The 17,030-nt window shown below is 60.3% G+C and carries 13 protein-coding genes; 9 read left to right on the top strand and 4 right to left on the bottom strand.

What is annotated here, in order from left to right; all coding sequences use genetic code 11:
- Positions 1-59 precede the first annotated feature (59 nt).
- Positions 60-968, top strand: coding sequence for a LysR family transcriptional regulator (locus AC3EMD_RS14420; protein ID WP_008805057.1), 909 nt, complete (start codon positions 60-62; stop codon positions 966-968).
- Positions 969-1,069: 101 nt separating this feature from the next.
- Positions 1,070-1,633, top strand: coding sequence for a DNA endonuclease SmrA (gene smrA / locus AC3EMD_RS14415; RefSeq protein ID WP_008805056.1), 564 nt, complete (start codon positions 1,070-1,072; stop codon positions 1,631-1,633).
- On the opposite strand, the gene AC3EMD_RS14410 is transcribed toward smrA, so the two are convergent.
- Positions 1,630-2,436, bottom strand: a complete 807-nt coding sequence (locus AC3EMD_RS14410; RefSeq protein WP_008805055.1) for an IclR family transcriptional regulator domain-containing protein — start codon at positions 2,434-2,436, stop codon at positions 1,630-1,632. The genes smrA and AC3EMD_RS14410 overlap by 4 nt on opposite strands.
- 169 nt (positions 2,437-2,605) lie before the next feature.
- Here AC3EMD_RS14410 and AC3EMD_RS14405 point away from each other — a divergent pair, with 169 nt between their 5' ends.
- Genes AC3EMD_RS14405 through pcaC form a run of 6 tightly spaced genes read left to right on the top strand, consistent with a single transcriptional unit; the run spans position 2,606 to position 7,670 of the window.
- Positions 2,606-3,292 carry a 3-oxoacid CoA-transferase subunit A gene (locus AC3EMD_RS14405; RefSeq protein ID WP_008805054.1) on the top strand — a complete coding sequence of 229 codons (687 nt, stop codon included), beginning with the start codon at positions 2,606-2,608 and terminating at the stop codon, positions 3,290-3,292.
- A 10-nt stretch (positions 3,293-3,302) separates the two neighbouring features.
- Positions 3,303-3,959, top strand: coding sequence for a 3-oxoacid CoA-transferase subunit B (locus AC3EMD_RS14400; protein ID WP_012541879.1), 657 nt, complete (start codon positions 3,303-3,305; stop codon positions 3,957-3,959).
- A gap of 10 nt (positions 3,960-3,969) precedes the next feature.
- Positions 3,970-5,172 (top strand): 3-oxoadipyl-CoA thiolase, encoded by a 1,203-nt coding sequence (pcaF, locus tag AC3EMD_RS14395; RefSeq protein WP_008805052.1) that lies wholly within the window; start codon positions 3,970-3,972, stop codon positions 5,170-5,172.
- A gap of 9 nt (positions 5,173-5,181) precedes the next feature.
- Positions 5,182-6,534 carry a 3-carboxy-cis,cis-muconate cycloisomerase gene (locus AC3EMD_RS14390; protein WP_012968331.1) on the top strand — a complete coding sequence of 451 codons (1,353 nt, stop codon included), beginning with the start codon at positions 5,182-5,184 and terminating at the stop codon, positions 6,532-6,534.
- Positions 6,524-7,291 (top strand): 3-oxoadipate enol-lactonase, encoded by a 768-nt coding sequence (pcaD, locus tag AC3EMD_RS14385; protein WP_016160947.1) that lies wholly within the window; start codon positions 6,524-6,526, stop codon positions 7,289-7,291. Before AC3EMD_RS14390 ends, pcaD begins: the two co-directional genes overlap by 11 nt.
- Positions 7,281-7,670 (top strand): 4-carboxymuconolactone decarboxylase, encoded by a 390-nt coding sequence (pcaC, locus tag AC3EMD_RS14380; protein WP_008805049.1) that lies wholly within the window; start codon positions 7,281-7,283, stop codon positions 7,668-7,670. Before pcaD ends, pcaC begins: the two co-directional genes overlap by 11 nt.
- A gap of 938 nt (positions 7,671-8,608) precedes the next feature.
- On the opposite strand, the gene AC3EMD_RS14375 is transcribed toward pcaC, so the two are convergent.
- From AC3EMD_RS14375 to AC3EMD_RS14365, 3 genes are all read right to left on the bottom strand, one after another.
- Positions 8,609-10,225: a mechanosensitive ion channel family protein gene (locus AC3EMD_RS14375; protein ID WP_302073549.1), complete on the bottom strand. Its 1,617-nt coding sequence runs from the start codon at positions 10,223-10,225 to the stop codon at positions 8,609-8,611.
- 164 nt (positions 10,226-10,389) lie between these two features.
- Positions 10,390-12,042 carry a class I fumarate hydratase FumA gene (gene fumA, locus AC3EMD_RS14370; protein ID WP_302073548.1) on the bottom strand — a complete coding sequence of 551 codons (1,653 nt, stop codon included), beginning with the start codon at positions 12,040-12,042 and terminating at the stop codon, positions 10,390-10,392.
- A gap of 54 nt (positions 12,043-12,096) precedes the next feature.
- Complete coding sequence (locus tag AC3EMD_RS14365; protein ID WP_012968326.1) at positions 12,097-13,608, bottom strand: anion permease; 1,512 nt, start codon at positions 13,606-13,608, stop codon at positions 12,097-12,099.
- A gap of 641 nt (positions 13,609-14,249) precedes the next feature.
- Here AC3EMD_RS14365 and AC3EMD_RS14360 point away from each other — a divergent pair.
- Positions 14,250-17,027, top strand: coding sequence for a flavocytochrome c (locus AC3EMD_RS14360; RefSeq protein ID WP_012541875.1), 2,778 nt, complete (start codon positions 14,250-14,252; stop codon positions 17,025-17,027).
- Positions 17,028-17,030 lie beyond the last annotated feature (3 nt).

The following is a 17,030-nucleotide window of genomic DNA, read 5'->3' as shown; positions in this document are numbered from 1 at the left end:
ATGGATTACAGTAGATGTGAATTTCTTCTGTCTGATAAACAATGGTTATCACCGAAAGCATGGCATTTCAGATTAAATTTCATCATATCCGCGCCTTCGTCGAAGTGGCCCGGGAAGGGAGTATTCGCGGTGCCAGCCGGGCGCTGGCGGTCTCGCAGCCGGCCCTGACCAAAGCGATTAAAGAGCTGGAGGAGGGGCTTTCCGCCCAGCTGTTCGTGCGCCGCAGTCAGGGGGTGGCGCTGACCGAAAACGGCGAAAGCTTTTACCAACATGCGAGCTTGATCCTTGAGGAGCTGCGGGCGGCGCAGGACGAACTGCTGCAGCGTCAGGGCGAGCAGGCCGGGCAAATTAATATTGGCCTTGGCGCCAGCGTCGCCCGGTCGCTGATGCCGTCGGTGATCTGTCGCTTTCATCAGCAGCATCCGCAGGTAAAGGTGCGGATCATGGAGGGCCAGCTGCTGGCGATGATCAATGAGCTGCGCCAGGGAGAGCTGGATTTCACCATCAATACCTATTACCCCGGGCCGTACGACCATGAGTTCAGCTTTGAGAAACTGTTTGAGAAACCGTTCGCGGTGTTTGCCCGCGCGGGACATCCGGCGGCGCAGGCCACCTCGCTGGGGGAGTTGATGGATCACCACTGGACCATGCCGACGCCGCGCGGCAGCTACTTTAAACAGCTGCAGGACCGGCTTAATCAGGCCGGGTTAGCGCCTAAGGTAGATATTGTTTGCGAAACCTTCTCGTCGTGCATTAGCCTGGTGGTGAAAAGTGATTTTCTCAGCATCCTGCCGGTGGAGCTCGGCAACGATCCGCTGATGGCGGACAAGCTGGTGATGATCCCTGTCCGCGACGTCTTGCCGACGGCCACCTATTATCTGATCCAGCGGCGCGATACCCGGCAGACGCCATTAACGGCGTCGTTAATCACGCTGTTTCGCCGCCAAAGCCGACAATTGTTTCCTTAATCGCCCGTCGCGCTCACTTTGCCAGCGAACGCGGCTAAACGCGTTGAGGGGGGAGCGCCGGGCGGCTATAGTAGCTGGCGACAGCCGCTGGAGGAGAGCCCATGAACCTTGATGACAAATCCCTGTTTCTTGACGCCATGGAAGATGTCCAGCCTCTGAAACGTAAAAATGACGTGCACTGGCATCCCGGGCGCAACAGCCGGGCCCCGCAGCGCGTCGATACCCTGCAACTGGATAATTTTCTCACCACCGGCTATCTCGATATCGTGCCGCTCGCCACGCCGCTGGAGTTTAAGCGTGAAGGGCTGCAGAGCGGCGTGCTGGATAAGCTGCGGCGGGGGAAATACAGCCAGCAGGCGAGCCTCTCCCTGCTGCGCCAGCCGGTGGAACAGTGCCGACAGATGCTCTTCGCCTTTATGGTGCAGGCGCAGAAAGAGGGGTTACGTAATGTGCTGATCGTTCACGGCAAAGGCCGCGACGACCAGTCCCACGCCAATATTATCCGCAGCTATCTGGCGCGCTGGCTGGAAGAGCTGCCGGAGGTGCAGGCCTTCTGCGCCGCGCTTCCACATCATGGCGGCAGCGGCGCCTGCTATGTCGCGCTGCGTAAATCGGCCGAGGCGAAGCAGGAGACCTGGGAGCAGCACGCCAAGCGCAGTCGTTAGCGCAGAAGCAGCGTCAGCTCGCGGGCGGCTTTTTGCAGCTCCGGCAGCACGCGATCGATCATCTCGCGGGCCGACATCTGGCCCGCATGCACCCCAACGTTCAGCGCCGCCTGGACCTGCCCCTGAGCGTTAAACAGCGGTACCGCGAGGGAGCGCAGGCCCATCTCCAGCTCCTGGTCGTTGAGGGCATACCCCTGCTGATGCACCCGTTTCAGTTCGGCGCGCAGCTTCGCCACCGAATCCACCGTCTGCGGGGTGTAGCGGATCATGGTCACCCGAGCCAGCATGTCGTTGAGCTTCTCCTCCGGCTGATGGCTGAGCAGCACCCGGCCCATCGAGGTCGCCCAGGCCGGAAGGCGGCTGCCGATATCCAGGTCGATGGTCATAATCCGCGAGCTAGAGGCGCGGGCGATATACAGAATATCGTCCCCGTCGAGGGTGGCGATGGAGCAGGACTCGTTGAGCATTTCGCTCAGATGTCGCAGCACCGGCTGCGCCGAACGCGCCAGCGGCGTCGAGGCCAGCCAGGCGTGGCCCAGCGCCAGGATCCGCGGTCGCAGCTGGAAATTCTTACCGTCTTCGGCATACACGAACCCCAGCTTGCTCAGGGTATACAGGCAGCGGCGCACCGCCGCGCGCGGAATGCCGGTCTTCTGGCTGATCTGCGAGATAGACAGCAGGGGCCGCTGCGGCGTGAACGCCTGAATCACCTCCAGGCCGCGCGCCAGGGAGGCCATAAAGTTAGGATCGCCCTTAAACGGATCGCCGTCGCCGGTCAGTAAATCGTCTGGATGCTTGTCCATTTCTGTTCCCCATATTTGCCATCGATCACATTCTTTCGCTAAAGATAACCGATGTTCGATTATCGCACCATATTTCGATTATCGCCCTTGACCGACATCGTTAAGCGGGTCACATTTTGTGCGAACAACGAATAAAAGTGCGATTACCGCACATCACTGGAGCGACCTGATGATTGATAAAAGCGTATCGACGCTGAGCGAGGCCATCGCCGGGATCCACGACGGGGCGACTATTATGATCGGCGGCTTTGGTCCCGCCGGCCAGCCGACCTTTCTGATTGACGCCCTGATTGACCAGGGCGCCCGCGACCTGACCATCATTAATAACAACGCCGGCAACGGGGAAGTGGGTCTCGCGGCGCTGCTGAAAGCCGGGCGAGTACGCAAGATGATCTGCTCCTTCCCGCGCCAGGTGGATTCCCAGATTTTCGATGACCTCTATCGCCGCGGCAAAGTGGAGCTGGAGCTGGTGCCGCAGGGTAACCTCGCGGCGCGGATCCAGGCGGCTGGCGCCGGGCTGGGGGCTGTGTTTACCCCCACCGGCTACGGCACACCGCTGGCGGAAGGCAAGGAGACGCGGGAAATCGATGGTCGCCATTACGTACTGGAATATCCGATTAAAGCCGATTTCGCGCTGATTAAGGCCCATCAGGGCGACCGCTGGGGCAACCTGGTCTATCGCAAGGCGGCGCGCAACTTTGGCCCGATCATGGCGACGGCGGCGAAAACCACCATCGTCGAGGTCTCGCAGCTGGTGCCGCTGGGCGACCTCGACCCGGAACACATCATCACCCCCGGCATTTTCGTCCAGCGTGTCTTCTCGCTGGAAAACCTGACTGCCGCACAACGCGCCTGAGGAGCCCGAGATGCAAAAACTGACCCGTGACGAAATGGCCCAGCGCGTGGCCCGCGATATTCCCGAAGGCGCTTACGTCAACCTCGGCATCGGCCTGCCGACCCGCATTGCCAATTACCTGCCCGCCGACAAAGAAGTGTTCCTGCACAGCGAAAACGGCCTGTTGGGGATGGGGCCGAAACCGCAGCCCGGGGAAGAAGATCCCGAGCTGATCAATGCCGGTAAAGAGTATGTCACCCTCCTGCAGGGCGGCTGCTATTTCCACCACGGCGACTCCTTCGCCATGATGCGCGGCGGCCATCTCGATATCTGCGTGCTGGGGGCCTATCAGGTCTCCGCCAGCGGCGACCTCGCGAACTGGAGCACCGGTGCGCCGGATGCGATCCCGGCCGTTGGCGGGGCGATGGATCTGGCCATCGGCGCCCGCCAGGTGTTCGTGATGATGGACCACCTGACCCGTGACGGCGAGTGCAAGCTGGTGGCGCAGTGCAGCTACCCGCTGACCGGCGTCGGCTGCGTCAGCCGGATCTATACCGACCTGGCGGTGATCGACATCACCGACCGCGGCCCGGTGGTACGTGAAATCTTTAACGGTCTCTCTTTTGAAGAGCTGCAGCGCATCACTCCGGTGGCGCTGACCTTTGAACAACTGGCGGAAAGCGCGTAAGGAACCTATGATGAATCAGGCATTTATCTGTGATGCGGTACGTACACCCTTTGGCCGTTTCGGTGGTACCCTGGCGACGATGCGCGCCGACGACCTCGCGGCGCTGCCATTAAAAGCCCTGCTGGAGCGTAACCCGGGACTGGATCCCTCGCGCATTGACGATGTGATCTTTGGCTGCGCCAACCAGGCCGGGGAAGATAACCGCAACGTGGCGCGGATGGCGCTGCTGCTGGCCGGGCTGCCGGAGAGCGTGCCCGGGAGCACCATCAACCGCCTGTGCGGTTCCAGCCTCGATGCGATCGGCGTCGCGGCGCGGGCGATTAAAAGCGGCGAGACGCAGCTGATGATCGCCGGTGGCGTGGAGAGCATGTCCCGCGCGCCGTTTGTGATGGGGAAAGCGGAGAGCGCCTTTAGCCGCAGCATGCAGATGGAGGATACCACCATCGGCTGGCGCTTTATTAACCCGCAGATGAAAGCCCTGTACGGCGTGCATTCCATGCCGGAGACGGCGGAAAACGTCGCCGATGAGTTTGCCATTTCCCGTGCCGATCAGGACGCGTTCGCCTTACGCAGTCAACTGCGTACCGCCGCGGCGCAGGAGGCGGGACGGTTCGCCGATGAGCTGATCGCCGTCCAGGTGCCGCAACGCAAAGGCGAGCCACTGCTGTTTAGCCGCGATGAGCACCCGCGCAGTACCTCGCTGGAGGCGCTGGCTAAACTGCGCGGCGTGGTGCGCGCCGACGGCAGCGTCACCGCCGGTAACGCCTCCGGCGTTAACGATGGCGCCTGTGCGCTGCTGCTGGCCAGCGAGACGGCGCTGGCGGCTCACGATCTTCAACCGCTGGCCCGGGTGGTCGGCGTGGCGACGGCGGGTGTTGCGCCGCGGATCATGGGCTTCGGCCCGGCGCCCGCGGTGCGTAAGGTGCTGGCGCAGACCGGCCTGACATTAGCCCAGATGGATGTCATCGAACTGAATGAAGCCTTCGCCGCTCAGGCGCTGGCGGTGACCCGTGATCTGGGCTTACCGGATGATGCCGCCCACGTGAACCCTAACGGCGGGGCGATCGCGCTGGGCCACCCGCTCGGTGCCTCCGGCGGCCGGCTGGCGATGACCGCGGCTTATCAGCTGAAACGGACCGGCGGCCGCTACGCCCTGTGCACCATGTGCATCGGCGTCGGACAGGGGATCGCCCTGATTATTGAACGTGTTTAAGGAGCCAGAATGAGTTTGTTGACCCCAATGCTGCGCAGCAGTCCGCTGACCGACTGGTTCAGCGACGCGCAGCGGGTGCAGGGCATGCTGGATTTTGAAGCGGCGCTGGCGCAGGCGCAGGCCGTCTGCGGGATGGTGCCGCCGGAAGCGGTCGGGCCGATTGTCGCGGCCTGCCGCCACGAGACCATCGATTTTGCCGCGCTGGGCGAGGCGGCGGTGGGGGCCGGTAACCTGGCGATCCCGCTGGTGAAACAGCTGACGGTACAGGTAAAAGCGCGAGATCCCGAGGCTGCGCGCTACGTCCACTGGGGAGCCACCAGTCAGGACGCCATCGACACCGGACTGGTGCTCCAGCTGCGCGGGGCGCTGGATGCCGCTGAGACCTTGCTTGAGCAGCTGTTGGCTGCCCTGGCTCTCCAGGCGGATCGTTATCGCGATACTGTCATGCCGGGTCGGACCTGGATGCAGCATGCGCTGCCGGTGACCTTTGGCCTGAAGCTGGCGGGCACCCTCGACGCGCTCCTGCGCTGGCAGCAGCGGCTGCGCGAGATGCGTCCGCGGCTGCTGGTGCTGCAGTTTGGCGGCGCCGCGGGCACTCTGGACGCGCTAAAAGAGAAAGGGCCGGCGGTTGGCCAGGCGCTGGCGCAGATCCTCGGTCTGTCGCTGCCGGATACCCCGTGGCACAGCCAGCGCGATCGGCTGCTGGAGGCGGGCGCCTGGTTTGCCGGTGTCTGCGGTACCCTGGGGAAATTCGCTAACGACTTCTCCCTGCTGATGCAGACCGAAGTGGCTGAGGTCGGCGAGCCGGTGGCGGAAGGCCGCGGCGGCTCATCGACGATGCCGCATAAGCGCAATCCGGTGGCCTGCGCGGCGATCCTGACCGCCGCCCAGCGTACGCCGGGGCTGATGGCGACCCTCTACGCCAGCCAGCTCCAGCAGCACGAGCGGGCGCTGGGCGGCTGGCAGGCGGAGTGGGAGACGCTGCCGGATCTGATTACTCTGGTGGGCGGGGCGCTGGCGCAAAGTGAAGCGCTGGTGCGCGATATGCAGGTCTTCCCGCAGAAAATGCGTGCCGATCTCGATATCACCCACGGGCTGATCATGGCCGAGGCGGTGACCCTGGCGCTGGCGGAATTCATCGGCAAAGCCGAGGCGCATCATCATATCGAGGCGCTGTGCCGTCAGGCGCTGGACCGTCACTCTCCGCTGGTCGATCTGCTCGCGGCTGACCCACAGGTCAGTCAGTATCTCTCTCGTGAACGCTTAACCACGCTGCTGGACCCGGCAACGGCGACCGGCAGCGCCGAACGCTTTGTGCGCCAGGTGCTGGCGCGTTATCAGGAGCAACGTGATGAATCTTGATTATCAACTCGACGGGCCGGAGGGCGCGCCGGTTATCGTCCTCTCCAACTCGCTGGGCACCACCCGGGCGATGTGGCAGCCGCAGATCGAGGCGTTAACCGCCCATTTTCGGGTGCTGCGCTATGACACCCACGGTCACGGTAATACGACGAAAAATGGCAAAGTGACCCTCGCCCAGCTGGGGGAAGATGTGATTGCGCTGCTCGATCACCTGAATATCGACCGCGCCTGGTTCTGCGGGATCTCGATGGGCGGTCTGACCGGCCTGTGGCTGGGACGCTTTGCGCCAGAACGTTTTTATGGTCTGGCCGTTGCCAACACCGCGGCGCGCATTGGCGATCAGGCCAGCTGGCTGTCGCGGGCGCGGGCGGTACGCCAGGAGGGAATGGCGGTGGTGGCCGCCGGGGCGGCGGATCGCTGGTTCACTCATGCGTTTCGCCAGAAGGCGCCGGAGGTGGTGGAGGCGCTATGCCACCAGTTAACCCATACCGACGTCGAAGGCTATGCCGCCTGCTGCGAGGCGCTGGCCGCCGCCGACCTGCGGGGCGAAGTGGGGCAGATCCCGCTGCCGACATTAATTATCGCCGGTGAAAGTGACCCTGTCACTACGGTCAGTGACGCCAGTTTCCTGCAGCAGCAGATCCCCTCTTCCCAGGTGGTGGTGCTGGCGGCATCGCATCTGTCAAACATTGAGGCGCCGAAAAGCTTTACTTCGGCGCTGCTAAGCTTTTTCCAGGGGGAACGCCATGGAGGATAAACAGCGCTATCAGGACGGAATGACGGTACGGCGCAAAGTATTGGGCGACGCCCACGTCGACCGTACCCTGCAGCATCTGACGCCGTTGAATGACGAGTTTCAGGACTTTATCACCCGCTACGCCTGGGGTGAGACCTGGACCCGTCCGGGGCTCGACCACCACACCCGCAGCATGATCACCATTGCCATGCTGATTGCTCTCAATCGCGAGGCGGAGCTGAAGATGCATCTGCGCGCGTCGTTTAACAACGGGGTGACCCGCGATGAGCTGAAAGAGTTGATCATGCACTCTGCGCTGTACTGTGGGCTGCCGGCGGCGAATGCCACGATGCATCTGGCGCAGCAGGTGTTTGACGACATCGACGCCGCGCAGGGTTGAGTCGTCGTCCGAGCCGGATTGCCCGGCAGTCGTTGTAGGCCGGGTAAGGCGCAGCCGCCACCCGGCGAAATAACGGCACAACCGGAAATGTCCCTGTTCGCACTATGTTTGGCAGGGCTACAACTTCTATGTTAATTCCGGGCAGATTGCGCTCCCGGTTGATCTTCTGCGTTATGTCTCTTATGGCGCGGGGAGCGCACAGGGGGCGGCCAGTCGCCGCCGCCCCCTGTACCCCCGGGCTCCGGCCAGCAAAATCGCCACTACGTGGTACCTTCGACTTATCCCTGCAGGCTGCGGGTCGGGCCGAGGCAGCGTCCCTGCAAAACACGGCCCTCAGCCCGCATCCATGCGGGCTGCCCCGGCCTTCCGGGAACGTCTCAGCGATTTTGAGGCCGCCAGCACCGGCAGTTTCAGTCGCGCAAGTGGGTAAATGAGTGACAGGTCGCACGAACCCCAGGCCGGGTAAGGCGTAGCCGCCACCCGGCGAAATCACGGCACAACCGGAAATGTCCCTGTTCGCACTATGTTTGGCAGAGCCACAACGTTTGGCAGGGCGACAACCTCTATGTTAGTTCCGGGCAGATTGCGCTCCCGGTTGATCTTCTGCGTTATGTCTCTTATGGCGCCGGGAGCGCACAGGGGGCGGCCAGTCGCCGCCGCCCCCTGTACCCCCGGGCTCCGGCCAGCAAAATCGCCGCTGCGCGGTCCCTTCGACTTATCTCTGCAGGCTGCCCCGGCCTTCCGGGAACGTCACAGCGATTTTGAGGCCGCCAGCACCGGCAGTTTCAGTCGCGCAAATGGGTAAATGAGTGACAGGTCGCACGATCCGTAGGCCGGGCAAGGCGTTAGCCACCGCCCGGCACAAACGCGGCTCTGCGCTGGCTGTTCTTGCTCAGCGGTGAAGCCGCCACCCGGCGGAAATGCCGCTATATTAGCCCTTATTTCTCAGGCTCCTGCGGCGCGACGGCTGGGGCGGCGTACCAGGCCTCCTGCGGCACCACCACCGCCGCCTTGGGCTGCATCACAAAGTTCGGCGACATAATCTGCACGCCGAATTCGTTATACACATCAATAATACTGCTATGCAACGCGTTGCGGCCATCCGGCAGCTTAGTTGTGGGGAGCAAGCGCACCTGCAGCTCATACGCGGTGTACCAGTCAAGCAACCCCAGCTTGCGAACTATCGGGGCGATTTGTTGATCCACCCCAGGGGTGCGTCTTGCCGCCAGCTCCAGCAGCGCATGCACCTGACGCCACGGCGTATCGTAGCCGATGGTGACGCTGGTGGTGAGGTTGAACCCGCCGTCGGTGCTCTCGGCGCTGAGATTAATAATTTTCCCGCTCACCACCACGGCGTTCGGGACGGTGACAATGTAATTCTCACGGGTGAGGATCTTGGTCGCCAGCACGCCAATCTCGCTGACCTGTCCCTCATTGTCGGCGAGGCGGATCCAGTCGCCTTTGCGCAGCGCCCGGGAGTAGATCAGCACCAGGCCGCTCATCGCATGGGTCATCACTCCGGTCGATCCGAGGGTCAGCATCAGGCCGAAGAATACGCTAATGCCTTTGAAGGCGAGGGAGTTGGCGCCGGGAAGGAACGGATAGGCGGCGGACAGGGCAAACAGCCAGATGACCACCGAGATCAACCGACGGGTGGCGCTGACAGTTTCCGGATGGATGCCCGGCACCTGAATGCGGCCGGCGGCGACCTGGTCGAGAGCGACTTTCACCAGGCGAATGATGAGCCAGGTGATCAGGAAAATCAGTACCACAATCATCAGCCCCGGCAGGGAGGCGACAATCGACAGGGAGAGATCGCGGATCACGCCCAGCGACCAGTCACCCAGCGATTCACTCCACACCCGTGTCCAGGGAAACAGGCTGAAGGCCCAGCTCAGCCAGAGATAACTGGCCAGCATGCCGACGAGAATGACCAGCACAGCATAGAGTCGAACTTCAATATTGCCGAGATAGCGCCGCCAGTGCTGCGGGATGGCGCTGCGTTTTTCAAGGATCCGCAGCAGGAAAAAGCGCCGCACCCGCCGCCAGGCGCGGAAGGCGCCGTAGTAAAACAGCGCCAGCAGCAGCCCTCCGGCCAGCGCTTTGCCGGCGGAAAGCAGCAGATAACGGTCGTTGAACTGTTCCTGCAGGCTGGTGCGCTGGGCCTCCATTCGCGCCAGCACCCGCTGGGCCGCCTGGTCGAGCGTTAAATCATCGCCCTCATCGAGATCCGCCTGGCTCAGCAGCAGCACCGGTTTGCCGTTCATCAGAAACAGCCGGCCCGGCTGACCATAGCGGTTGACCGCAACGACCCGCAGCGGTTGGCGAATATCGTCTTCAGTAAAGGCGCGTAAGGCGCTGCGGGTACGCAGGACGCGCTCTTCGGGCGTGGTCTGGCCGAAAGTAGCCTGCAACATGACGACAGGTTGATGGAAAATCGTGACTGTGCGTGCCTGCTCGCGGGCGGTCGGCTGCTGTCGCGGTTCGGCAGCCAGCGCCGGCTTTAGCACCAGCAGCGCCAGCGCCCAGAGGATCACCACGCTCATCCTGTTCATAGAGGCACCTGAGAAAGAGAATTATTGTTATTTTTCAGCAAACAACGGACGGCTTGTAGTTGAGCATAGCCTGGCGCGAAATGAATTCAAGCTGGCGCGGCGTGGGCATAAAAAAAGCCGTCGCCCAAACGGCGACGGCCTGATATCAGCGTCAGAAGTGAGCGTTAGCCGTGCTGTTGACAGCCGGCACACTGCTTATTCTGGATCTGCTGGAAGAAGTCGTTACCTTTATCATCAACCAGAATAAACGCCGGGAAATCTTCCACTTCGATTTTCCAGATAGCTTCCATCCCCAGTTCCGGATAGGCCACGCACTCGAGGCTCTTAATGCTCTGCTGGGCGAGCACTGCTGCCGGGCCGCCAATGCTGCCGAGGTAGAAGCCGCCGTGTTTATGGCAGGCATCGGTCACCTGCTGGCTGCGGTTGCCTTTCGCCAGCATTACCATGCTCGCGCCGTGCGACTGCAGCAGATCGACATAAGAGTCCATGCGGCCTGCGGTAGTCGGACCGAGGGAGCCGGAGGCATAACCGGTCGGCGTCTTCGCCGGGCCCGCGTAGTAGATCGGGTGATCTTTGACGTACTGCGGCAGCGCCTCGCCGTTATCAATAAGCTCTTTTAGCTTGGCGTGGGCGATGTCGCGGGCCACGATAATGGTGCCGTTGAGGCTCAGGCGGGTGGAGACCGGGTGCGCCGACAGTTGCGCCAGGATTTCGCTCATCGGCTGATTCAGGTTGATGCTGACGACATTGCCTTCACCCTGCTGACGCAGATGTTCAGGGATATATTTCCCCGGATTGCTCTCCAGCTTCTCGATCCAGATGCCGTCGCGGTTGATTTTCGCTTTGATGTTGCGGTCGGCGGAGCAGGAGACGCCCATGCCGATCGGGCAGGAGGCGCCGTGGCGCGGCAGACGGATCACCCGGATATCGTGAGCGAAGTATTTCCCACCAAACTGCGCGCCGAGGCCGAGGTTCTGCGCTTCCTGCAGCAGTTCCTGCTCCAGCTGGACGTCGCGAAACGCCTGACCGTGCTCGTTGCCTTCGGTCGGCAGGCCGTCGTAGTAGCGTGTGGAGGCCAGCTTCACGGTCTTCAGCGTCGCTTCTGCCGAGGTGCCGCCGATCACAAACGCGATATGGTATGGCGGGCAGGCGGCGGTCCCGAGGGTACGCATCTTCTCGACCAGATAGTTTTTCAGCTTCGCCGGAGTGATCAGCGCTTTGGTTTCCTGATAGAGATAGGTTTTATTGGCGGAACCGCCGCCTTTCGCCATGCACAGGAATTTATATTCGTCACCGTCGACGCTGTAGAGATCGATCTGCGCCGGCAGGTTGGTGCCGGTGTTGACCTCTTTATACATATCCAGCGGCGCGTTCTGTGAGTAACGCAGGTTATCTTCGGTATAGGTGTTGTAAACGCCCTGCGCCAGGGCGGCTTCATCGCCACCGCCGGTCCAGACGCGCTGGCCTTTTTTACCCATGATGATAGCGGTGCCGGTATCCTGACAGGTCGGCAGAATACCTTTGGCGGCGATTTCGGAGTTGCGCAGGAACTGCAGCGCCACGTATTTGTCGTTTTCGCTAGCTTCCGGGTCGAGCAGAATCGAGGCGACCTGCTGCTGATGGCAGACGCGCAGCATAAAGGCGGCGTCGTGGAAGGCCTGCTGGGCGAGCAGGGTCAGCGCCTGCGGCTCTACTTTCAGAACCGGCTGGCCGTCAAATTCGGCGACAGAGACGTGCTCTTTGCTGAGCAGATAGTATTCGGTATCGTCGTGCGCCAGCGGGAACGGATCCTGATAAACAAACGGTTTAGTCGACATAGTCACTTACTCCATAAAGATAAAAACCGCCGGGGTGGTCCCGGCGGTTATGAATCAGAACATCATGGACATCCACGGATAGCCAATCAGCAGCAGGGCGGCCAGGAAGATGGCGCCAAAGATGGTGCCGAGGCGCCAGTAGTCTTTGGTCGGCAGGTAGCCGCTGCCGTAGTAGATTGGGCTTGGGCCAGTACCGTACGGGGTGATAATCCCCATCACGCCCAGCGAGGTGACCATCAGCAGGACGAACACTTCCATATTCATACCCGGAATGGTGGCCGCAATAGTCAGCATGGCCGGCAGCAGGGCAGTGGTGTGCGCGGTGGTGCTGGCAAACAGGTAGTGCAGCAGGTAGAACGCCAGCAGCAGGACGATGGTCGCCACGCCTGGGGAGATACCGCCCATCAGCGCGCCGCCCTCTTTACCCAGCCAGGCGATGAAACCGGTGGAGGAGAGGCCGTCGGCCAGCGCCACCAGGGTGGCAAACCAGACAAAGGTGTTCCACGCCGCTTTGTTGTTGGTGATGTCGCTCCAGGAGAGCACGCCGGTCCACAGCATCAGCACGATAACCAGCAGGGCGGCCAGCGCCGGTTCAATCCAGTCGGCGGCGAAGATCCACATCATCAGCGCGAAGCAGACGAACACCAGCAGCAGAATTTCATTGCGCGACAGTTTGCCCAGTTTTTCCAGCTCACGCGCGGCCCACAGCGGCACTTCGTTATTGATTTTCACTTCCGGCGGATAGAACCAGTAAGCCAGCAGCGGCATAGTCAGGATCAGCAGGACACCGAGCGGCAGGAAGGCGATGAACCAGGTCCCCCACGAGATGTTGATGCCGACGATGCTTTTTACCAGCGCCAGGGCCAGCAGGTTCGGTGCCAGCGCTGACAGGAACATCGAGCTGGTGATACAGGCGGCGGTGATCGCCACCCACATCAGATAGGAACCGATTTTACGCGCGCTCGGGTCGTTTGGTTTTGAACCGTACAGCGGCGGCAGGTTGGCAATAATCGGGTAGATGGTACCGCCGCTGCGCGCGGTGTTAGACGGCGTAAACGGCGCCAGCAACAGGTCAGCGAAGGTGATGGCGTAGCCCAGCGTCAGGCTGCGACGGCCAAGATATTTCACCAGGATCAGCGCCAGGCGGCGGCCAAACTGGGTTTTATCGTAGCCGGCGGCGAACATAAAGGCGCCGAAGATAAGCCAGACCGTGGAGTTGCCGAAGCCGCTCACCGCCCATTTAAAGGAGGCGCCGGCCAGCTTGAAGCTCGGGGCGGCCATCTGTTCCGGGCTGAACAACAGCCACTGGCTACAGAGGGCGATCACCACCACGCCGGTGATGCCGATAACGGCGCCAGGCAGCGGTTCAAAAATTAACCCGACGATTACCCCGACGAAGATGGCGAAGTAGTGCCAGGCGTACGGCGGCAGGCCGTCCGGGACCGGAACAAACAGTAACAGCACAGCGACGATAATCGGCAGCGCCATCATCAGGAGACGTTTTTTAGTCGCAGTCGTTGGATTGACTGCACCGGCAGGCGGTATGGTTGTCTTTTTCTCTTTCATAATGAGTATCTGCAAGTTGTTGAAAATAGCGTTTACGCCAGTGACATGCTCAGTGATTTCTTTAATTACAAAAGTTACTTTAGTTTTTATTTTTCGTTTCTGAGTATCGTCAGAGCGTTTATTTAACGCGTTTGTCTGGGCGTTAAATTAAATTTGTTGGTTATTTATATATTGCGCTTTCAATGGTCGTTGCAATTGATCGAGATCAAGAAAAGCAGGTGATTTCACTATTTTTTTATTATCAGTATAACCCTATATGATGAGGTGTTAATTTGGCTAAAATATCGATAAATGTTAAAATAAAAATGAACATTTAATGCTGAATTTATCCATTATTTTCGTAACTGCATGAAAATAAATGGTTTTATTGAAATTTGCGATCGTTTTTAATGTTAACATAAGTATCTAAAATGTTATCATGCATTTGTATTATGTAAATGCTATTTATTATTTTAATAATACAATAGAGGTAGCGATGTTATTGTTGGGGTTAAATAGTTTTATAACTAACGTAATTGATTTAGTAACTAAAAAACACGCTATATTATTGGCATGACAACAGGAATTAAAAAACCAAAACCATTAATGATTCCGTCACCCCATTCTGAGTTTTTAATATTTTAAAATCTGGAGCGTAACTTATGACCAGTAACGAACGAATTCTGCAGCCATTTACTTTACCAAATGGTACGGAGCTGAAAAACCGTTTGCTCATGGCGCCGATGACCACCTGCACCGGTTATTTCGATGGGACTGTCACCAGCGAGCTGGTGGAGTACTATCGCGCTCGCGCCGGCAGCATCGGCACCATTATTGTCGAGTGCTGCTTTATTGATGACTACGGCCTGGCCTTCCCGGGCGCGATCGGCATCGATAATGATGAAAAAATTGCCGGCCTGGCGAAAATCGCCGAGGCGATCAAAGCGCAAGGTTCAAAAGCGATTCTGCAGATCTATCACGGCGGACGCATGGTCGACCCGCAGCTGATCGGGGGGCGTCAGCCGGTGGCGCCAAGCGCTATTGCCGCGCCGCGTGAGGGCGCCGCGATGCCGCGGGCGCTGAGCGGAGAAGAAGTGGAAGGGATGATCGCCAAGTTTGGCGACGGCGTCCGTCGCGCCATTCTCGCCGGCTTCGACGGCGTCGAAATTCACGGCGCCAACACCTACCTTATCCAGCAGTTCTATTCACCGAACTCCAACCAGCGCGACGACGAGTGGGGCGGTAGCCGCGACAATCGCGCCCGTTTCCCGCTGGCGGTCCTCGACATCACCCACAAAATGGCCCGCCAGTACGCTGACGATGCCTTTATCATCGGCTATCGCTTCTCGCCGGAAGAGATGGAGGTCCCGGGGATCCGCTTCGACGACACCATGTATCTGCTGGAAAAGCTGGCTGCCCGCGGTGTCGATTATCTGCACTTCTCGGTGGGCGCGACCCTGCGTCCCTCTATCGTCGATACCAGCGATCCAACACCGCTGATCGAGAAATACTGCGCGATGCGCTCTGAAACCCTGGCTCAGGTGCCGGTGATGGGCGTCGGCGGGGTGGTTAACGTTGCTGATGCCGAGCTGGGCCTCGATCACGGTTATGACCTGATCGCCGTGGGCCGCGCCTGCATCGCCTATCCGGACTGGGCGGCTCGTATCGCCGCCGGTGAAGAGCTGGAGCTGTTTATCGACAGCACCCAGCGCGAGGCGCTGCACATTCCGGAACCGCTGTGGCGCTTCTCGCTGGTGGAAGCGATGATCCGCGACATGAGCATGGGCGACGCTAAATTTAAGCCGGGGATGTTTGTTGAAACCGTTCAGGATGACGCCAATGAACTGGTGATCAACGTTAGCCTCGAAAATGATCATATTGCCGATATTGAACTGGCGGCGAGCCCGGTGCAGACCGTCGAGTTCACCACCAGCTTCGAAGAGATCCGCGAACGTATTCTGACCGCCAACACCCCGCACGTGGACGCCATTTCCGGTGCTACCAGCCAGAGCGAAGCGGTGAAAAAAGCGGTCGCTAAAGCGATGCTGAAATCCAGCAAAGCGCTGGCAGCGGAAGAGGGCGGCAATGACGCCGCGCCGAAAAGTTATGACGTGGTGGTGGTCGGCAGCGGCGGCGCCGGCCTGGCGGCAGCCATTCAGGCTCACGACGAAGGCGCCAGCGTCCTGATCGTCGAAAAAATGCCAACCATCGGTGGCAACACCATCAAGGCTTCCGCCGGGATGAACGCCGCGGAAACCCGCTTCCAGCGGGTCAAAGGTATTCAGGACAGTAAAGAGTTGTTCTATCAGGAAACCCTGAAGGGCGGCCACAACAAAAACAACCCGCAGCTGCTGCGTCGCTTCGTGGAGAATGCGCCGCAAGCCATTGAGTGGCTGGCGGACCGCGGCATTATGCTCAACGACATCACCACCACCGGCGGGATGAGCATTGACCGTACCCACCGTCCGCGCGACGGGTCAGCAGTCGGCGGCTATCTGATTAGCGGCCTGGTGCGCAACATCACCAAACGCGGGATCGACGTCCTGCTGGATACCTCGGTGGAAGAGATCCTGATGAGCGGGGATGAGGTGAGCGGTGTACGTCTGGTCAACGACGAAAAAGAAGTCATCGAAGTGCAGACCAAAAGCATCGTAGTGGCCACCGGCGGCTTCAGCGCCAACAGCGCGATGGTGGTGAAGTATCGTCCGGACCTCGACGGTTTCGTGACCACCAACCACAAAGGGGCGACCGGGAGCGGTATCGCGCTGCTGGAACGCATTGGCGCTGGCACCGTGGATATGGGCGAAATTCAGATTCACCCCACCGTCGAACAGCAGACTTCGTACCTGATTTCCGAATCGATTCGCGGCGGCGGCGCTATTCTTGTTAACCAGCAGGGGAACCGCTTCTTTAACGAAATGGAGACCCGCGATAAAGTCTCGGCGGCGATTATCGCCCTGCCGGAACACTATGCGTACATTGTCTTTGACGAGCATGTGCGGGCGAAAAACAAAGCTGCCGATGAGTATATCGCCAAAGGCTTCGTCACCAGCGCCAGCTCGCCGCGTGAACTGGCGGAGAAACTGGGGATGGATTACCATGCCTTCCTCGCCACCCTCGAGTGTTACAACGGGGCAGTGGAAAAACAGCATGATGAACAGTTTGGCCGCACAACCGCGCTGCGCGCGCCGATTAACGAAGGCCCGTTCCATGCCATTCGCATCGCCCCCGGGGTGCACCACACCATGGGCGGCGTGACCATTAACACCGATGGCGAAGTGCTGAACGTTGACCAACAGCCGATCCGCGGCGCCTACGCCGCCGGTGAAGTGGTGGGTGGGATCCACGGCGGCAACCGCATCGGCGGTAACGCGGTCGCGGATATCATCATCTTCGGTACCCTCGCGGGCCACCAGGCGGCGAAACGTGCCAGAGGATAACAG

Source organism: Klebsiella sp. PK18 (assembly GCF_057784655.1).
The sequence above is the reverse complement of the archived record's forward strand: the minus strand, read 5'-3'. Positions and strand labels throughout refer to the sequence as shown.

Coding starts and splice junctions, on each gene's coding strand:
- AC3EMD_RS14420 (WP_008805057.1), top strand. CDS start 60: ATGGCATTTCAGATTAAATTTCATCATATCCGCGCCTTCGTCGAAGTG.
- smrA (WP_008805056.1), top strand. CDS start 1,070: ATGAACCTTGATGACAAATCCCTGTTTCTTGACGCCATGGAAGATGTC.
- AC3EMD_RS14410 (WP_008805055.1), bottom strand. CDS start 2,436: ATGGACAAGCATCCAGACGATTTACTGACCGGCGACGGCGATCCGTTT.
- AC3EMD_RS14405 (WP_008805054.1), top strand. CDS start 2,606: ATGATTGATAAAAGCGTATCGACGCTGAGCGAGGCCATCGCCGGGATC.
- AC3EMD_RS14400 (WP_012541879.1), top strand. CDS start 3,303: ATGCAAAAACTGACCCGTGACGAAATGGCCCAGCGCGTGGCCCGCGAT.
- pcaF (WP_008805052.1), top strand. CDS start 3,970: ATGAATCAGGCATTTATCTGTGATGCGGTACGTACACCCTTTGGCCGT.
- AC3EMD_RS14390 (WP_012968331.1), top strand. CDS start 5,182: ATGAGTTTGTTGACCCCAATGCTGCGCAGCAGTCCGCTGACCGACTGG.
- pcaD (WP_016160947.1), top strand. CDS start 6,524: ATGAATCTTGATTATCAACTCGACGGGCCGGAGGGCGCGCCGGTTATC.
- pcaC (WP_008805049.1), top strand. CDS start 7,281: ATGGAGGATAAACAGCGCTATCAGGACGGAATGACGGTACGGCGCAAA.
- AC3EMD_RS14375 (WP_302073549.1), bottom strand. CDS start 10,225: ATGAACAGGATGAGCGTGGTGATCCTCTGGGCGCTGGCGCTGCTGGTG.
- fumA (WP_302073548.1), bottom strand. CDS start 12,042: ATGTCGACTAAACCGTTTGTTTATCAGGATCCGTTCCCGCTGGCGCAC.
- AC3EMD_RS14365 (WP_012968326.1), bottom strand. CDS start 13,608: ATGAAAGAGAAAAAGACAACCATACCGCCTGCCGGTGCAGTCAATCCA.
- AC3EMD_RS14360 (WP_012541875.1), top strand. CDS start 14,250: ATGACCAGTAACGAACGAATTCTGCAGCCATTTACTTTACCAAATGGT.